Below are 16,027 nucleotides of genomic sequence, written 5' to 3'. Positions count from 1 at the left end.
TCAGGCTCCTTCGCCATGGGTGGGGTCAACGACCGCCGGGTGGCTGCGCGCGGCCAGTATGTCGGGGGCGTGGTCGGGGCTGGTGCCGTGTTCACCCGTATGCGGCGTGTGGCCCAGCAGGCGCACCAGCATCCCGATCCCGGACCCGAACACCAGCACGTACACCACCACGAACGCCGTCATGGACACCGCCATGGACGACAGGGCATTGGGCGCCACGCTGTCGGATGTGCGCAGCAGGCCATAGACCGTCCAGGGCTGGCGGCCGACCTCCGTCGTGATCCAGCCGCACAGCAGCGCCAGGAAACCCGCGGGCGCCATGCACAGGGCGACGCGGTGGAAAAGCGGCGTATCATACAGCCTGCCCCGGTGCCGCAGCCACAGCGACCACATGCCCACCGCCACCATCAGCATGCCAAGGGCGACCATGATGCGGAAAGTGAAGAAAATGACATAGGACGGCGGCCGCTGGTCGCGGGGGAAGTCCTTCATTCCCGGTACCCTGCCGTTCACGCTGTGGGTCAGGATCAGCGACCCGGCCAGCGGCAGCCTGACGGCATAATCCGTATGTTCGGTCTTCATGTTGGGAATGCCGAACAGCAGTTCGGGCGCGTGGTCTTCCGATACCCAGTCCCCTTCCATCGCCGCGATCTTGGCGGGCTGGTATTTCAGCGTGTTCAGCCCGTGCGCGTCGCCCGCCATGATCTGGATGGGGGCGACGATGGCGGCCATCCACATGGCCATGGAAAACATGACCCGCACGGGTTCACTGGCCACCTGCCCCCGCCTGCGGGCCTTGAGCATATGCCATGCCCCCGTGGCCCCCACGATGAACGCCACCGACAGGAAGGCCGCCAGCCCCATATGCACCAGCCGGAAGGGAAAGGACGGATTGAAGATGATCGCCAGCCAGTCAGCAGGCATGAACCGCCCCGTGGCGGGGTCGATGGTATAGCCGCGCGGGGTCTGCATCCATGAATTGGATGACAGGATCCATGTCATGGAAATCAGGGTGCCGACGGAGACACAGCACGTCGCGGCGAAATGCAGGCCGCGCCCGACCCGGTTCATGCCGAACAGCATGACGCCAAGGAAGCCTGCCTCCAGGAAAAACGCGGTCATGACCTCATAGGACAGCAGCACGCCGGTAATCGGCCCGGCCTTGCGTGAAAAGACCGACCAGTTGGTGCCGAATTCGTACGACATGACCAGTCCCGACACCACGCCCATGCCAAATACGATCGAAAACACCTTGATCCAGTATCGGTACAGATCAAGGAAGACCGGCCTTCCCGTTCGCAGCCACAGCCCTTCCAGCACGGCAAGGTACGCTGCCAGACCGATTGAAAACGCCGGGAAGATGATATGCACGCCTACGGTAAAGGCGAACTGGAAGCGCGCCAGCAATAGCGCGGGATCATGGACGGTGTGCATCGATAACTTTCCCAAACCTGAAAACAGGGATACGCCCGTGCAAGGGCAGGCCCGGGTCGGGCCCGTCGGTCACACGGAATGTCGCGGTATGAACCACAACGCGTCGGGCACAGTGCTAGATCAGTAAAAAGTTGCGCGTCCAAGACCTTCTGCGCATGTCATGATAACCATGGCTTATCAAACAGCGGACTGTCAGAAGGCACATGTATGGAACAGGCCTGCCACCATTGATATCGGGCCGGATTTTGCCATGTATGTTACAGGGGTATTCCCGATGCGCATGGTAGCTGCCGCATGGGAACGCGACTGCCATGCCCCCTGTTGCGGGTGACGGGGGGCACGGGACTACGCTATGTCTGGTTCACGACAGTCGGGCCACGCGCCCCGCCTCTGGTCCATTTATAAGGATATGAACATGGTCAACCCACTGGAAACCACCCCGCAGACCGAGGCCCGCATCACCGCGAAGGCAAAGGAACTGTGGGAAGCCGATGGCAGGCCGGGCTGCGGGCCGGATGCCTACAGGGAAAATGCGTCGGAACTGATCGGGATGGAAAGCAACCCCGATGCGGGACAGATCCCCGTGGACTCCCCCGTGCCGCTGGACGCGAACGGCCAGCCGGTCGAGGAGGCGTTCCTGGAAGAAAACCTCGGCAATTCCGGCGGCAGCATGGATGAACTGGATGACAGGCAGGAAGTCCCCTTTGCCACGCGGCAGGAAGAAGCGGACGCGCTGAAAAACCAGTAACCCCGAAAACCGGCAGGCGGGCGGCCCTTCATGCGGATTGCCCGTCTGCTGTCCTGCTGGTGCCGTCTTTTTTTTGAAGCTTTTCTATAATCTGCACGATGCCCCAGTGCAGTCCCTGCCCTGCCCGCTTTGCGGTTTCCTGACGGGACCATGAGCCAGCGGGCGTTGCGTGTCAGGGTATGGCTTGTCATTCAGGTCATGCTTTTTTATCATGATAGAATGAATTCATGATTTTACCGGATATATTTTATATATGTTAAATAATACGGAGTCCGCACCTGATAATGGCGTGGAAAGTAGCAGGCTGATTTTCGGTATTGACCCCATATCGGCCACCCTTGATGAGCTTTTCAAGGGACGGGTGGAAAAACTGCAGGGAAAACTGAACCTGCCCGTCTATCAGCGCCCCTATTGCTGGGGGGAAAAGCAGGTCAGGCAACTGGTGGGGGATCTGGAGGCCTATTTCAGGCTGGACCCGCCCATTGCCTTCTATCTTGGCAGTATTGTCCTGCACCAGCATGAAAATGATCAGGGCGAGGTGGTGCTGGATATCATTGATGGCCAGCAGCGCCTGACCACCATGGCGATCCTGTGCCAGGCGTGGGGTCAGCAGCCCCTACTGGACCTGACCTATCGCGCACCGGCCAGCCATGAACGGATCCGGCGCAATTTTGGCATTGTGCAAGCGATAAAGCAGGCCAGTCGCCCGAATCTTGATCTGCGCAGTATCAACGTCACCCTGATCGTGACCCGGTCGGAAGATGACGCATGGCGTTTTTTCCAGACGATAAACACCGGCGGGCGGCGGCTGTCGGGGACGGATATCATCAAGGCCTATCACCTGCGCGTCATTGCGTCGGGGCAGCGGGATGATTACGCGCGGTTATGGGAAAAGACGGGCACGTCGCTGGATGGTGTGGTCCGGCTGCTGATCGCCGGGCGGTTCTGGACCCATCTGCATGTCCGAAAGTTCTACTGGTCGGAACTGCGCAATGAAATCATTGCCGAATTCGGGGATGATACGCAGCCATCGGAACAGGACCCGGCGTACCGGCTGAGCGTATGGCAGAACCAGCCCTTCGGGTTGTGGCAACAGCTTATGCCGGAATGTGGCTATGCCATGCGCCAGCCCCTGAACAGCGGGGTCAATACCATTAATTACCTGCTGTATTTCTGCACACTGCATAATGACCTGTTTCCGCGCGAAAACCCCGATGGCGGCGCCATGGTGAAAAATGGCCATGAACAGCTTGAGGCGACGATCATGGATGCCGCGGAAAGCCGGTATCTGCGTGCGCTGTACGAAACTGCAATCCTGCTTTATGCCAGCCGGTTCGGGCAAAGCAACCTGGCGGAAGCGCGGCTGTGGCTGCTGCGCTTTGTCTTCAGCCTGCGCCTGACGAAGCTGCGTGTATTTGAACAGGGCGTGCAGAAGTTCTGTCTGGATCACCAGCTTCTGGACCATATCGCGTGCAGCTTCAACCATGCGCAGCTTATGCAATACCTGCGTGCCTATACCTATGACATTGATACGGACGGGCTGGACGGGGGTGGCATCCGGGCGCGGTATGTCCGCAGCGTGTATGGCGTGATGGACCAGTCATGCACTGAGAAAGAACAGTTAAAAAACGGGTTTGATACCAACCTGATAGAGCATTTTGGGAAATTGACAGCTTCTGGACGGGCCGCCTGACATGGAAATGGTAAAGACCGAAGTACTGACGGCGCGGAGACTGTGGATATGCAAGGCGCGTCTGGATATACCCAGCTATCAGCGTCCGTATGTCTGGCAGCCCGAAGATGTGGAAAAATTCCTGCAGGACATAGAAAATGCCATGAAGGCGGCCCGGCCGCATTATTTCATCGGCACGCTGATTACAACAAATACGGCTGCAACGGATGCCGAACCACCCTGTTACGAACTGATTGACGGGCAGCAGCGCCTGACAACGCTGATGCTGATTTTCCTGGCGTTTGTCCGCGTAATTGAGTCAAAAGAATTTGTCCGCGTGCTTGAGTCACAAAAACCAGACAGGGGGTTGACGCTACTGCATGGCGTATTGAAGAAATTTCTTTACGATCCAACAATGCATGATGAACCCCGCCTGCATTTCGCCATTCGTGAACAGGTACGCGACCTGTTTCGTGCCTGGCTGGCCGGGGAGTTCGAAGCCGGTTCAGGGGATGCGTACGTAAAGGACCTGTCGGGTGGCCTGAAGACCGCGAAAGACTTTCTAGCTGGCAAAAAAGGTCCTGAACTGTGCGAATTCGGAAACTATCTGTTCAGCAAGGTAAGCTGGGTCAACAACATCGTGCCACAGGGCACCGATTTCAACCGCCTGTTTACTGCGCTGAATACCAGCGGCGTGCAGCTGGAGGCATCCGATATCATCAAGGCCCGCCTGCTGGAACTGATCCCGGACCGCCGGATGGATTATGACGCCATCTGGCAGGCCTGTGAAAACATGAACGGCTTTTTTGAACGCAACCTGCGCGCTGTGTTCCCCCATGCTGAGTGGGAAAACTGTTCTTATGACGGGCTGAAAACATTTGATCCGGGCAAATTCCATTTTGAGGGATGCAGCCCCGACCAGACAGCCGCCATGACCCTGTCGGATATCGTGGCGCGGGGAAGCTTATCGGGCACGCAGGACCGGGAGCCTGAAAAGGACGATGGCGAAGATGAGAATGCCCTGACGCATGCCACCTCCATCCTGACCTTTCCCCAACTGCTGCTGCATACGCTGCGTATTTACCGCCATCAGCAGGGGCAGAAACCGGATAAAGATAAGAATAAGGATGAGGATAATGGTGATATTCCCAGCATCAACCCGGATCGTCTGAATGAATGTTTCGCTGGTTTTCTGAAGGAATGTACTACGACCTCGGCGGAGATGGGCGCTGAAAAGGCACGCCAGTTTATCGAATGCCTGTGGACCGTGCGCCACCAGTTTGACCAGTGGGTCATGAAACGGGTTACGGACCCGCAATCGGGCCAGTCCATCATGTTCCGTGCGCAGATCAGGGACACAAAAACCGGTAAAAAACGCCTGTCCCGCACCACCCCCACGGCAGATGTCTGGGCTGGCGCGCTGGAGCAGTTGCAGACCGTGCGGTATTTTACGGGTGACCACAGCGCGCAGTACTGGCTGACGCCGTTTCTGGGCCGACTGGCAAAGGGCCAGTGGAAAGATGATCGGTGGGTGGCAGACTGGTTCCCGACAGATACGCATGTGCTGGGCCTGCTGGAAAGGCTGGATAACCGGCTGTCATGCGTTGCGCAGGAAAACGGTATCCATACCCAGAAAACTGCCAGTTTCGATCTGTTATCCGCTGACCTGTCCGGTTCCGGCACGCCCATTTATGAAGCGGCGCAGGGCGCTATCGCCGGGCTGATGCATCGTGAATATCCCCAAATCACGCATTACTGGTTCCAGAAGCTGGAATATATATTGTGGAAAAAGGCGCGCGACGGAATGGTTCCCAACCTGTCGGACAGGGATATGAAAGACAGGTTCAGACGCTATCGGATCGTGTCCAGGAATTCGGTTGAACACGTCTATCCGCAGACGCCGCGCAATCTGCCTCGCCTGAACCCGGAGATCCTGCATTGTTTCGGTAATCTTGCCCTGCTGAATCCGGGTGAGAACAGTGCGTACGGCAACCAGAGTTTTACCGACAAGAGAAACGAGTTTTTTGAAAAAGGCAGAAAAACGGGCAGATATGATTCACTGAAACTGGCCTGGCTATTTGCCATTACAAAAAATATGGAAATCGATAATAGCGTCGGCATCAAGGAACGAATGGGAACCATGATACAGGAACACCAGGAACAGATGCGGGTGTTTTTTATTGAATATTATGAAGCAGATCGCCCATGACCGGTCTGCCCGCATGGCATTTATGAAGGTTGTCTGAAAACAGAAGTTTTTGGGTGTCGCCTTTTTGAAAAAAGCTTCACCAAGAACTTCTGTCCTTCTATCCCCGCTGGAAATACTGCGCGGCCAGTGTTGCCGCCTGTCGGTGCAGGTTCCGGTCCCCGCGCGTCAGCACATCCAGCAGTTCCTGCATTTCGCGCATATAGACCCGTGCAAAACCCGGATCATGCTGCGTGATGGACGCCGTATTGTCGATCAGGTCGGCCAGCTTGATCGTCTGGCCCCCGGCCGATGCCATGGCCAGATGGTCGCGGTCCATGGTCTTGCGCCGCCTGCGGTTGCCATCGCCTGGGCGGCTGACATCCGTCACCATTTCAACCAGCGCCGCCACGTCATTGCCAAACGTGGCCTGTATGTCCGCCAGTGTGACGGGCGTGTCCTCCACCACGTCATGCAGCAGGGCGGCGGCGATGACTGCATCGCGCGCGCCAGTCTGCGCCACCATGCGCGCGACACGGCGGGGATGGACGATATACGGATCACCGCTGTATTTGCGCGTCTGCCCGATGCTGGCATGGGCAGCTTCGGCAAATGTATCCGCGCGGGCAATCAGGTCGCTGGTCATGAAAGGGTCCTTGGGTGCAGGGGCCGGGCCGCTCTGGTCCGGGGCGTGTAGCACGGATGGCATGGCGCGCCGTCCATGATGTTGCACATGTGAAATGTAAGTAACGATGCGATATAACAAATGTATTTTCTGTATTTTACATCATGCAGCGAAGCGGCTGCGTGAACACGGCGGCTTGCCTGCCCGTCCGTGGCTTCGTATGTGATGTGTGACAGGAAATTATAAAGTACATGGTCTTAATTATATTATGAAACTGACCTGTTTTGTGTCTGAACGAAGCGAAACCGCGCCTTATTTATTTTATGTATGGAATACGGAACCGCCGGGATGATATGCCGTTGAACCTCCCACAGCGCGTATTTTCGGGGTTGCTTCCCCAATGGCCCGGCAGGGGCCGGGGAAAAACAAGGACCTTCTGTAGCCGCTGTGATATGGAAAGGTGAAGATCATGAGTTATCATATCTCCCTGCACACACGTACCAGCCAGCCCGCATTTGCACCGGCCGACAGCCGTGGTGGTGGGGGGGCCGCGCACAATCCCGGCAACTTTGCCAATGATCCCGCCCGCGCGTCCGAAGCCGGGCACAAGGGTGGGCAACACAGTTCCGGCAATTTCGCGAACAACCCGGAACGCGCGGCGGAAGCCGGCCGCAAGGGCGGCCAGCACAGCCATGGCGGCCAGACGGCGGAAAAATCGACATCCGCCAGCACCCGTACCGGCGGCACCCATGCCACCGGCACGCACAAGGCGACGCAGCACGGGTCGGGCAACTTTGCCGATGATCCCGAACGCGCGGCGGAAGCCGGGCGCAAGGGTGGCCAGCACAGCCACGGCGGCAAGTCGTAAGCAACCGGGTGGGCGGGACCTTTGACCGGGGCCCGCCCAACCTGCCCGTTATCCATGAATGTCCCCCACGCGGGGTGCGATCACGCCCCGGTGGCGGCGCGGCCTTCATGACACGCAAGGAGAAGCATCATGTCCGCTTCAATGACAAACAATACGACAGACGGGTCCATGACCAGCAAAATGACCGGCGACATCGCCGGCCGGCATGACCTGATTTCTTCCGACAAGGTCGAGGGCACGTCCGTGTACTCCCCGTCGGGCGAAAAACTTGGCACGGTCAGGTATTTCATGGTGGACAAGGTCAATGGCGACGTTGCCTACGTCATCATGAGTTTTGGCGGATTTCTGGGCATGGGCAACAGCTACCATCCCCTGCCGTGGAAAGCCCTGCATTATGATAAGGAACGCGGCGGCTACATTGTCGCCCTGACGCGCGAGCAGCTTGAAGCTGCCCCCGCCTATGCCGAGGATACGTCCCCCGACTGGACCAACAGCCAGTACGGCAGCCAGGTCGATACCTATTACGGCGACCTGCCGAAAATGTAAGCCGGGCCGGATCCGGCAGGACATGCAACCGCAGGTCACGGCGTCATGCCATGGCCTGCGGTTTTTTTTGGGGCAGGCCATGAATGCGGTGTCATGGCCTGCCGCCTGGTGCACAAAACCGGCCGTCAGGCGGATTGCGGGATAATGCCGATCATCTCTTCTTCGCCCGGTTCAGGAACCGGCGGCAGGGTCATGACCTGATCAGGCAGTGCGACGCGCGCGGGCGGCATGGGGTCCAGCTTCTGTGGCTGGCCGGTCTGCAGCGCGCGTTCCACCGCCGCAAGGACGCGCACGTCGCGCAATCCTTCCTCCCCATCCGGTTCGGGATCGCGGTCATGCAGGATGCAGTCGGAAAAATAGGCGATTTCCCCGCCAAACTGCTCCACCGGGTCATGGCGGCATGTCTGCTTCCGGCCGTCTATGCTGGTGGTATAGGTAATGCCGACATCGGGGCCGAACATGTAACACGGGCCTGCGGTCACGCTGCCCCTGTCCCCCACCAGCGAGAAATTCTCGACCGGCGCGCAGGCATAGCTGACCAGGAAATGCGCGATCCGCCCTTCGGCAAAGCGCAGGGTGACGGATACCGTATCATCGAAATTGAATCCCCGCCCCGGCGTTTTCGTGCCCACGGCGTGGACTTCCACCGGTTCACGGGCAAACAGGTTGCGTACCGCATTCAGCGGATAGGTGCCCATGTCGGGCACCGGGCCGGACCAGTAGCCGGAATGGCCGCGATGGTTGGCTTCGGCAAAATTCTGCCCGAACATGGAACTGAAGGCCATCAGGTGCCCGAAATCCCCATTGCGGCAGCGTGAGATCAGTTCCACCGTCCCCGGTTCGCAATGCAGGCGATAGGCGATCATGAGCTTCCCGCCGCCCCGCTTCTGCGCATCCAGCATGGCCTCGCAGTCCGCAACGCTGGTCGCCATGGGCTTTTCCAGTAGCAGGTGCAGCCCCGCCTCCAGCACGGGTACCGCGTACTGCCGGTGCAGCGCGTTGGGTGTCGCCAGATAGACCGCGTCGATCTGCCCCGAACGCAGCAGCGTGGGCAGGTCATCATAATGGCAGGCCGGGATGTCGTAGCGCGCCGCCAGCCTGCGCGCCTTTTCCGGGTCGCCGGTCACCAGGGCCGCCAGCACGGAATTCCTTGCCCGCGCCATGCCCGGCATGAAGGCCTGCTGGGAAATCTGGCCGCCCCCGATGACGGCGTAACGGATTTTTCGGGTGTGTGTATCGGGTGTCATCGCATGCCTCCACGTCTGGTTGTCGTGCTGGCGGGTGAACGTGGGCCCAAGGCATGGGTTGCGATCGATCTGGCCACCTGATTTTCATGCGGTCGCGGGTCGATATAAAATAAAACCGGCAATAATGACGGGCGTTACATTACAACGCCGCCTGTCGCGACGTTACCGTCAAAGGATAAACGACAATGATCGTACGCCCCCTTCGTATCGCGTCGCTTGTGGCGTTTGCGCTGTGTCTTGATACCGCAGCCCACGCACAGGGCAACACGCCGCCGCGGATGCCGGTCGAGACCATGCCCGAACATGGCGCGCCCTCTACCTCCACATCCCGGACACCGGACAGCCAGTGCCGGACACAGGATACGGCACATGGCCATTCCCACCCCTGCCCGCGCAAGGACCCGAGCAACCCGAGCATACCCGGAACGCAGCCTGGCGGGGGCGCGGCGCCCTCATCTTCCTCCACGCCACCTACGGGCAACATGGATGAATGACATCACGGCGTGGCGGATTTCATGATGACCAGCCCGGCAAGGATCAGCAGGGCCGCGATGATGCGGGCCGGGCTTGCCGCCTCACCAAAAATCGCGATACCGGCAAGAAAGGCCCCGACCGCCCCGATGCCCGTCCATACGGCATAGGCCGTGCCCAGTGGCAGGGTGCGCATGGACCACAGCAGCAGGCAGAAACTGACCGCCACCGCCACCAGTGTGACAACCGTAGGCCACAGGCGGGTAAAACCCTCCGACTGTTTCATGGCGGTTGCCCATATTATCTCGAACACGCCCGCCACAATCAGGGCAATCCACGCCATCATGATCTCCACCAGGCCACGATGGCCGGAATCTCCCCATCATGGCAGATGGCCGCCGCCATGGACAGCGGGATTACGCCGGTGTTGGACCACGACGATTAAATGACGGGCCGCCGGTGGCGCGGTCCCGATCATGCCTGTTGTTACCGATGTCCCCCGTGCTGGCGACATCCGCATGGGCGCGAAGGGCGCATCCGGTCCCACCGGATCCCCGTATGGCGGGGCGGCCGGGTCGGATACGCCTTTCATGCCTGCCGCCCGGCACGGATACATGCCGGGCGGGCAGGACGGGAAGGACCGGCATGGCCCTTCCCCTGAACAGTCCGTCAAACGGAAACGGCTGTTTTAGCGACGGCCGTGGTGGTCTTCACGGTGTTCACCGCCAAAACCGCCTTCGCGGCCTTCACGGTGTTCGCCGCCAAAACCACCTTCGCGACGTTCATTACCAAAGCCGCCTTCGCGGCCTTCACGGTGTTCGCCGCCAAAACCACCTTCACGGCGTTCATTACCAAAGCCACCTTCGCGGCCTTCACGATGCTCACCGCCAAAGCCGCCTTCACGGCCTTCGCGGTGTTCTTCATGGTTGCCAAAAAAGGACTGGGCCTGTGCGGCGACCGGCAGCGATGCGCCAAGCGCCAGCACGAACATGAGTGTACGTTTCATGATGTTTCTCCGGGTTACAAAGTGGTAACATTGTAGAATTGCCCGGAAGATGAAAGGGCGTGCATTGTTACAAAAAGATACCAACAGTGCCTGTTATCAGGAATTCATTGGTAATCGTTTATGGAATAGGAATTATTTCCGTGTGCAATTCAGGTATGCACGGATTTTTTTTAATCGGGGGGATTAATTTATAAGTAATAATTGCGCGTATGCCACCCGTTCAACCAGCATGATGATCGCGTAGCGGTGATCGGAGATTCATACAATCATCACATTCATGGCCCATTGTTTTTGTTAGGTTGTTCCTGCCCGCGCCTGTGCTGGCTCCTTATCAGGAGGTTTCCGGATCATGAATACGCAAGCCGTCTCCACCCCCAGACCCCGTAAAGAGCCACATGAAGAATGGCGCGAAGCCCTGATCCATGCATGGAAAAACCGTCGCGGCTATGTCCGCACGCAGGATGCATCCCATGTGCACCCCGATGACGGTTACGTGCATGAGGAGGCATGATGTATCGTATCCGCAATAATATCCCGTAGTAACCGCGGGTATGATGCATTCTGTTACAAATAATTTACTGGTACAGGCTTTCTTGTCGCTGGTTGTTATTTTATAAGGCAATGGCAGGTTTTTAAAACCCGATTGGTAAAGTAGGAAATTAAATACATGAAAAAGTCCCTTCTCCTGGCTGCAGTCCTTGGTCTGTCCCTGCCGGTTGTCGCCCACGCTGAAGACAACAACGAACAGGGCCGCCACGGCGAGCACCACGGTGAACACCACGGCAAGCATCATGGCAAGCACCATGAAGAAAACGGCCAGAACGGCGAAAACGGTGACCGTGAGCACGGCGAACATGGTGATCGCGAACACGGCGAGCACGGTGGTGAGCACGGCGAGCACGACCACGATCATGACCACGAAGGCCAGCAGCAGTAATCTGCAGCCATCGTAGCGCGAAAAGGGGGGCGTCCCATGCCGGGACGCCCCTTTTTTGTGCCCTGTCCCCTGCCCTTTGCGCCGCGTCAGGCGGCCGGGCGGGTCAGAACAGGATCAGGTCGATGCCAATGCCCAGCAGCAGCATGCCCCACAGGGAAACCCCCAGCGCCCGCCGCCGGATCAGGTTGGCTGACAGCAGCACCAGCAGCGGGTCGGTCGCGGGTTTTTCCCCCGTCCCGCCTTCCTCGCCCGCCGTCAGTGCCGGGGCGTGGCCGTGTATTTCGCGGTAGGGGCCGTCCTGTTCCCCCACCCCCACCGCCTGGAGCAGCCCGAGGCGGAAAGCGCGCAGTTCCGCTTCGGTATAGAGTGTCTGGCGGTTGATGGAGATGGGTTTCGGCCCGCAGCGCAGCCATTTCATGATGCGCAGGTGGGACGGGCGGATACCAAGGTAATGCGAGGCCTCACGCGGGGAAAGAATGTTGCGGCGCGGGAAATGCAGCACGGCCGGACTGGAATTGTCATTCTGGGGGCGCATCACGACGCTTGGACCTCTGTTCTGAATATCCGCGCACGACGCGGCTTACTGCGGTTGCATGGCGACAGGGTGCCGCGTCGTGACGCCAAAAGCCAGCCCCTTTCGCCCTTTTGCGGTACGATTTCATGATCATCCCCTTTTCGTAACGCTTCGATGGGGCTAAAGCGGCCGGACACGCCGCTGCCTGCGCGCACGGTGTCGCGCCTGTTGTCAATCCACTGTGGTGTCCGTGCTCATGATGCGTATCGGCATGCTCTCGATCGGGGCATTCATCTGGCTGGTGACCGAAGTGCTGCCCATCGGGCTGCTGACGGATATCGCCCATGGGCTGAATGTGTCCGACGGCTCGGTCGGCATGCTGGTCACGGGGTATGCGTGGCTGGTGGCGCTGACCGCGATTCCGCTGACGCTGCTGACATCGGGCATGGACCGGCGCGTGCTGGTGGCGGGCCTGCTGGCGCTGGCGGGCGTGGTGGACATTGCGTGCGCGTTCGTCAGCAGTTACGCGGTCATGGCTGTGCTGCGCGTGATGCTGGCGCTGGGGCATGGCATTTTCTGGTCGATCATATCGGGGGTCGCGGTCAGGCTGGCGCCCGAACTGCCGGTCACCCGCGCCACGGCGCTGGCGTTTACCGGGGTGGCGATGGGGTTTGCCTGTGGCATTCCCATGGCGTCGGCCGTCGGGCAGTGGCTGGGCTGGCGGGCGGCGTTCATCATATGCGGGGTGGCGGCCCTGGTGGTCATGGCGGGGCTGCTGGCGCTGCTGCCGCCGTTGCCCTCCCAACGCAGGCATCTCAACATCACGGTGCTGCTGCGCCAGCCATTGCTGCGCTATATCGCGGTGCTGACCATGCTGGTCATCATGGCGCATTTCACGGCCTATACCTATATCATCCCGCTGCTGCACGACATTCCGCGCAGCCCGGAAAAGCTGGTGCCGGTACTGCTGCTGGTCTATGGCGTGGCGGGCATTGGCGGCAACTGGGCCGGCGGGCGGCTGCCGTGGTCGGCTGGCAGGACCATGGGGCTGTCCATCATCGCCATGGTATTCTGCCATGGGCTGCTGGTGGCGTCGGGGTGGCTGCCGGGGCTGGTCTGGGTGGACATGGTGATCTGGGGCGTGGTCGCGGCCCTGCTGAACCTGACACCGCAGAGCTACGCCATCGAACTGGCCCCGGATGAGCGTGAGGCCGCATGCTCCTTCTGCGTGACCGGGTTCAATACCGGCATTGGCGCGGGCGCGCTGTGTGGCGGCGTGGCGCTGTCCACCGCCGGGTCATACGCCATACTGGGGTGGAGTGTCGGCATCGCGCTGGCGGCGCTGTGGGTGCTGCGCGCGGGGCGGCATTACGCACGGCAGGCCACGCGCTGACCCGGTTGGCGGGGCCACGCCCATGGCCTATGGTCGCGCCGTGTAGACAGGAAAGACCCCATGACCGATCGCATTGTATATAAAATCCTGACATCTGGTGAACATGACGCCCTGACCCGCGCGGGCAGTTTTTCAGGCTCGCCGGCCGATATCGCGGACGGGTTCATCCACCTGTCGGCCGCAGCACAGGTGGCGGGCACGCTGGACAGGCATTTCAGCGGTCAGTCCGGGCTTGTGCTGGTGGCGGTGGACCTGTCCCTGCTGGACCCGGCGGTGGTGCGGTGGGAACCCTCACGCGGGGGGCAGCTTTTCCCGCACCTGTATGCGCCCCTGCCCGTGGGCGCGGTGGTGGCCACCGCCCCGGTGGCGCGCACGGCTGATGGCGGGGTGGACCTGCCGGTCTGATCCCGTCGGCTGCAGGCCAGGGATTCAGTCGGGGTCGTTGTCGGCTTCCTCGGTTTCCACGCCCATCACGCCGTCAATATCCGACAATGCCGCCACCAGGTGCGACAGCGGCCGCCTGCCCCGCACCTTTATGAACAGCGTGACCGTGGCGTGGGCGTCATGGTCCGGGGTTGCCGTAGTGTCATGCTGGCGGTCGCGCAGGTCCTGCAATGCCTCGGGATCAGCGGTTGCGCCTGCCGGTGGTTCGATGCGCACGCGGTGGATGGTGAAGCGCAGCTGCGTGCAGCGGATCAGGATGGCGCGCAGCAGCCCCCGCCCGTCGGGATAGGATATGAACAGCCCCGCCGACCGCGCCGCATGGTCACGCGGGACCAGGTGCGACAGCCGTGGAAACCCCAGCATGATGATGAAGTGGCCCACGACCGTCGCGACCGCCAGCGCGATCAGGCCCGCCCCGCACGCCATGCCCAGCGCCGCCGTCAGCCATACGGATGCCGCCGTGGTCAGCCCGCGCACCACGTCGCGGCGCATGAAGATCACGCCGCCGCCAATGAACCCGATGCCCGACACCACCTGTGCCGCGATACGTGACGGGTCCAGCACCACCCGCCCGCTGTCGAGAATGTTATTGAACCCGTATTTCGATACCAGCATGAACAGCGCCGACGCCACCCCAACCAGCGTATAGGTGCGCAGTCCCGCGCTTTTCTGCCGGAACTCCCGCTCCAGCCCCACCAGCGCCGACAGCACGAACGCCAGCGCCAGTTCCCCCAGCTGCAGCCATCCCTCCCCCACGGTCGCCGGTGTGAATGATGGCTGTATGGTCATGCGTGCCCATGGTCCCTGTCTGTCATGGCGGTGTGTCATGCCATCAACACGGCAGGCGCGGGCGGGGTTGCCTGCGCGCGCCGCACGGGTCACAACAGTATGGAAACAAAAGCAAGGCATTGCCGGGCAGGTCGCTGCCCGGCGCGGGAAAAACCCCATGGAGATGTTCATGACGCATCGGGCGCACGCCCCGGTCACCAGCAGGAAGGGACGCGGGCCATGTCATCGCTGATCCGCGTGTCCCGGCAGGAGGTGGCGCTTATGGCCGTGACCTTCTGCTGGGGGGGCACGTTCCTGGCGGTGCATCTGGTGCAGCAGTATTGCGGGCCGCTGTTTTTCGTGGGCGTGCGTTTTGGCACCGCCTCGCTTATGGGGATTGCCGTGTTCCACCGCGCGCTGCGGGGGGTGACGGCGACGGAAATCCGCGCAGGCATGGCCATCGGGCTGTGCATGTGCGTGGCCTATGCCAGCCAGACATACGGGCTGCGGACCATCAGCAGCAGCCGTTCCGCGTTCCTGACCGCGTTGTACGTGCCCATGGTGCCGCTGGCGCAATGGGTGGTGCTGCGCCGCCGCCCCCATTTGATGAGCTGGGTGGGCATCGGGCTGGCCTTCTGTGGTCTCATGCTGCTGTCGGGTACCGGGGCCGCGTCGGGCGGCTTTGGTCCCGGTGAATGCGCGACCCTGCTGGCGGCGGTGGCCACGACGGGGGAAATCATCCTGATCGGCCGGTTTGCCGGTCGTGGCGACAGCCGGCGCATTACGGTGGTGCAGCTGGTGGTGACGGGCGTGCTGGCGCTGGCGGCCATGCCGGTCATGGGTGAAGGTCTGCCCGCCTTTTCATGGGCATGGATCGCGGGTGGCGTGGGGCTGGGTGCGGCCAGCGTGATGATCCAGCTGACCATGAACTGGGCGCAGAAAGCGGTTTCCCCCACCCGCGCCACCATCATTTACGCGGGTGAGCCGGTATGGGGTGGCATTGTCGGCTGGATCGCGGGTGATGTGCTGCCCGCGACATCGGTGGCGGGGGCCGCGTGTATCGTGGCGGGGGTGCTGGCCAGCGAATTGCGGCTGCCTGCGCGCAAACGCAGCCCTGACGCCACATCCTGACGCAGCTGAAAATAAATTGTGAATGAATGAAGGGTTTC

The 16,027-nt window shown here is 60.7% G+C and carries 18 protein-coding genes; 10 read left to right on the top strand and 8 right to left on the bottom strand.

What is annotated here, in order from left to right; all coding sequences use genetic code 11:
- Positions 1-1,434, bottom strand: a complete 1,434-nt coding sequence (locus tag AC1RQ9_RS08610) for a cytochrome ubiquinol oxidase subunit I (protein ID WP_193731859.1) — start codon at positions 1,432-1,434, stop codon at positions 1-3.
- A 415-nt stretch (positions 1,435-1,849) separates the two neighbouring features.
- Between AC1RQ9_RS08610 and AC1RQ9_RS08605 the strand changes: the two genes are divergently transcribed.
- From AC1RQ9_RS08605 to AC1RQ9_RS08595, 3 genes are all read left to right on the top strand, one after another.
- Positions 1,850-2,182 carry a DUF2934 domain-containing protein gene (locus AC1RQ9_RS08605; protein WP_193731858.1) on the top strand — a complete coding sequence of 111 codons (333 nt, stop codon included), beginning with the start codon at positions 1,850-1,852 and terminating at the stop codon, positions 2,180-2,182.
- 253 nt (positions 2,183-2,435) lie between these two features.
- Positions 2,436-3,875, top strand: a complete 1,440-nt coding sequence (locus AC1RQ9_RS08600; protein ID WP_485986464.1) for a DUF262 domain-containing protein — start codon at positions 2,436-2,438, stop codon at positions 3,873-3,875.
- Position 3,876: 1 nt separating this feature from the next.
- Positions 3,877-6,063, top strand: a complete 2,187-nt coding sequence (locus AC1RQ9_RS08595; protein WP_485986463.1) for a DUF262 domain-containing protein — start codon at positions 3,877-3,879, stop codon at positions 6,061-6,063.
- A 97-nt stretch (positions 6,064-6,160) separates the two neighbouring features.
- Here the strand turns inward: AC1RQ9_RS08595 and AC1RQ9_RS08590 are convergent, their stop codons facing one another.
- Entirely contained in the window at positions 6,161-6,685 is a 525-nt protein-coding gene (locus AC1RQ9_RS08590; RefSeq protein ID WP_485986462.1) for an HD domain-containing protein, read from the bottom strand.
- A gap of 448 nt (positions 6,686-7,133) precedes the next feature.
- On the opposite strand from AC1RQ9_RS08590, the gene AC1RQ9_RS08585 reads away from it, so the two are divergent.
- Positions 7,134-7,532 carry a con-10 family general stress protein gene (locus AC1RQ9_RS08585; protein ID WP_193731854.1) on the top strand — a complete coding sequence of 133 codons (399 nt, stop codon included), beginning with the start codon at positions 7,134-7,136 and terminating at the stop codon, positions 7,530-7,532.
- Positions 7,533-7,673: 141 nt separating this feature from the next.
- Entirely contained in the window at positions 7,674-8,078 is a 405-nt protein-coding gene (locus tag AC1RQ9_RS08580) for a PRC-barrel domain-containing protein (protein ID WP_193731879.1), read from the top strand.
- 125 nt (positions 8,079-8,203) lie between these two features.
- Here AC1RQ9_RS08580 and AC1RQ9_RS08575 read toward each other — a convergent pair whose 3' ends face one another.
- Positions 8,204-9,325: a Gfo/Idh/MocA family protein gene (locus AC1RQ9_RS08575; RefSeq protein WP_193731853.1), complete on the bottom strand. Its 1,122-nt coding sequence runs from the start codon at positions 9,323-9,325 to the stop codon at positions 8,204-8,206.
- A gap of 185 nt (positions 9,326-9,510) precedes the next feature.
- Between AC1RQ9_RS08575 and AC1RQ9_RS08570 the strand changes: the two genes are divergently transcribed.
- Positions 9,511-9,819, top strand: coding sequence for a hypothetical protein (locus tag AC1RQ9_RS08570; protein ID WP_485986460.1), 309 nt, complete (start codon positions 9,511-9,513; stop codon positions 9,817-9,819).
- A 2-nt stretch (positions 9,820-9,821) separates the two neighbouring features.
- Here AC1RQ9_RS08570 and AC1RQ9_RS08565 read toward each other — a convergent pair whose 3' ends face one another.
- Positions 9,822-10,142, bottom strand: a complete 321-nt coding sequence (locus AC1RQ9_RS08565; RefSeq protein ID WP_485986458.1) for a DMT family transporter — start codon at positions 10,140-10,142, stop codon at positions 9,822-9,824.
- 130 nt (positions 10,143-10,272) lie between these two features.
- Here AC1RQ9_RS08565 and AC1RQ9_RS08560 point away from each other — a divergent pair, with 130 nt between their 5' ends.
- Positions 10,273-10,488 carry a hypothetical protein gene (locus AC1RQ9_RS08560; RefSeq protein ID WP_485986456.1) on the top strand — a complete coding sequence of 72 codons (216 nt, stop codon included), beginning with the start codon at positions 10,273-10,275 and terminating at the stop codon, positions 10,486-10,488.
- Here the strand turns inward: AC1RQ9_RS08560 and AC1RQ9_RS08555 are convergent.
- The 3 genes from AC1RQ9_RS08555 to AC1RQ9_RS08545 all read right to left on the bottom strand — a co-directional run bounded on the left by AC1RQ9_RS08555 (position 10,485) and on the right by AC1RQ9_RS08545 (position 12,274).
- On the bottom strand, positions 10,485-10,802 hold the full coding sequence (locus AC1RQ9_RS08555) for a hypothetical protein (RefSeq protein WP_485986454.1): 318 nt from the start codon (positions 10,800-10,802) through the stop codon (positions 10,485-10,487). The genes AC1RQ9_RS08560 and AC1RQ9_RS08555 overlap by 4 nt on opposite strands.
- Before the next feature lie 331 nt (positions 10,803-11,133).
- On the bottom strand, positions 11,134-11,715 hold the full coding sequence (locus AC1RQ9_RS08550) for a hypothetical protein (RefSeq protein WP_485986452.1): 582 nt from the start codon (positions 11,713-11,715) through the stop codon (positions 11,134-11,136).
- A gap of 127 nt (positions 11,716-11,842) precedes the next feature.
- A complete protein-coding gene (locus AC1RQ9_RS08545; RefSeq protein ID WP_485986540.1) occupies positions 11,843-12,274 on the bottom strand; it encodes a hypothetical protein in 432 nt (143 codons plus the stop codon).
- Positions 12,275-12,509: 235 nt separating this feature from the next.
- Here AC1RQ9_RS08545 and AC1RQ9_RS08540 point away from each other — a divergent pair, with 235 nt between their 5' ends.
- Both AC1RQ9_RS08540 and AC1RQ9_RS08535 read left to right on the top strand, forming a co-directional pair.
- Complete coding sequence (locus tag AC1RQ9_RS08540) at positions 12,510-13,646, top strand: MFS transporter (RefSeq protein WP_485986450.1); 1,137 nt, start codon at positions 12,510-12,512, stop codon at positions 13,644-13,646.
- Between the two features lie 60 nt (positions 13,647-13,706).
- Positions 13,707-14,051 carry a DUF952 domain-containing protein gene (locus AC1RQ9_RS08535; protein WP_193731846.1) on the top strand — a complete coding sequence of 115 codons (345 nt, stop codon included), beginning with the start codon at positions 13,707-13,709 and terminating at the stop codon, positions 14,049-14,051.
- A 24-nt stretch (positions 14,052-14,075) separates the two neighbouring features.
- On the opposite strand, the gene AC1RQ9_RS08530 is transcribed toward AC1RQ9_RS08535, so the two are convergent.
- Positions 14,076-15,038, bottom strand: a complete 963-nt coding sequence (locus AC1RQ9_RS08530) for an MgtC/SapB family protein (protein WP_485986538.1) — start codon at positions 15,036-15,038, stop codon at positions 14,076-14,078.
- Positions 15,039-15,098: 60 nt separating this feature from the next.
- Here AC1RQ9_RS08530 and AC1RQ9_RS08525 point away from each other — a divergent pair, with 60 nt between their 5' ends.
- Positions 15,099-15,989: a DMT family transporter gene (locus AC1RQ9_RS08525; RefSeq protein ID WP_193731845.1), complete on the top strand. Its 891-nt coding sequence runs from the start codon at positions 15,099-15,101 to the stop codon at positions 15,987-15,989.
- The last annotated feature ends 38 nt before the right edge of the window (positions 15,990-16,027 follow it).

The sequence above is a fragment of the Komagataeibacter ossonobensis genome (genome assembly GCF_057359305.1).
This window is presented reverse-complemented; position numbering and strand designations above follow the sequence as displayed.

Excerpts from the sequence above, each read along its gene's own strand:
- AC1RQ9_RS08610 (WP_193731859.1), bottom strand. The coding sequence starts at position 1,434 with ATGCACACCGTCCATGATCCCGCGCTATTGCTGGCGCGCTTCCAGTTC.
- AC1RQ9_RS08605 (WP_193731858.1), top strand. The coding sequence starts at position 1,850 with ATGGTCAACCCACTGGAAACCACCCCGCAGACCGAGGCCCGCATCACC.
- AC1RQ9_RS08600 (WP_485986464.1), top strand. The coding sequence starts at position 2,436 with ATGTTAAATAATACGGAGTCCGCACCTGATAATGGCGTGGAAAGTAGC.
- AC1RQ9_RS08595 (WP_485986463.1), top strand. The coding sequence starts at position 3,877 with ATGGAAATGGTAAAGACCGAAGTACTGACGGCGCGGAGACTGTGGATA.
- AC1RQ9_RS08590 (WP_485986462.1), bottom strand. The coding sequence starts at position 6,685 with ATGACCAGCGACCTGATTGCCCGCGCGGATACATTTGCCGAAGCTGCC.
- AC1RQ9_RS08585 (WP_193731854.1), top strand. The coding sequence starts at position 7,134 with ATGAGTTATCATATCTCCCTGCACACACGTACCAGCCAGCCCGCATTT.
- AC1RQ9_RS08580 (WP_193731879.1), top strand. The coding sequence starts at position 7,674 with ATGACAAACAATACGACAGACGGGTCCATGACCAGCAAAATGACCGGC.
- AC1RQ9_RS08575 (WP_193731853.1), bottom strand. The coding sequence starts at position 9,325 with ATGACACCCGATACACACACCCGAAAAATCCGTTACGCCGTCATCGGG.
- AC1RQ9_RS08570 (WP_485986460.1), top strand. The coding sequence starts at position 9,511 with ATGATCGTACGCCCCCTTCGTATCGCGTCGCTTGTGGCGTTTGCGCTG.
- AC1RQ9_RS08565 (WP_485986458.1), bottom strand. The coding sequence starts at position 10,142 with ATGATGGCGTGGATTGCCCTGATTGTGGCGGGCGTGTTCGAGATAATA.
- AC1RQ9_RS08560 (WP_485986456.1), top strand. The coding sequence starts at position 10,273 with ATGCCTGTTGTTACCGATGTCCCCCGTGCTGGCGACATCCGCATGGGC.
- AC1RQ9_RS08555 (WP_485986454.1), bottom strand. The coding sequence starts at position 10,802 with ATGAAACGTACACTCATGTTCGTGCTGGCGCTTGGCGCATCGCTGCCG.
- AC1RQ9_RS08550 (WP_485986452.1), bottom strand. The coding sequence starts at position 11,715 with ATGATCGTGGTCGTGCTCGCCGTGCTCACCACCGTGCTCGCCGTGTTC.
- AC1RQ9_RS08545 (WP_485986540.1), bottom strand. The coding sequence starts at position 12,274 with ATGCGCCCCCAGAATGACAATTCCAGTCCGGCCGTGCTGCATTTCCCG.
- AC1RQ9_RS08540 (WP_485986450.1), top strand. The coding sequence starts at position 12,510 with ATGATGCGTATCGGCATGCTCTCGATCGGGGCATTCATCTGGCTGGTG.
- AC1RQ9_RS08535 (WP_193731846.1), top strand. The coding sequence starts at position 13,707 with ATGACCGATCGCATTGTATATAAAATCCTGACATCTGGTGAACATGAC.
- AC1RQ9_RS08530 (WP_485986538.1), bottom strand. The coding sequence starts at position 15,038 with ATGGGGTTTTTCCCGCGCCGGGCAGCGACCTGCCCGGCAATGCCTTGC.
- AC1RQ9_RS08525 (WP_193731845.1), top strand. The coding sequence starts at position 15,099 with ATGTCATCGCTGATCCGCGTGTCCCGGCAGGAGGTGGCGCTTATGGCC.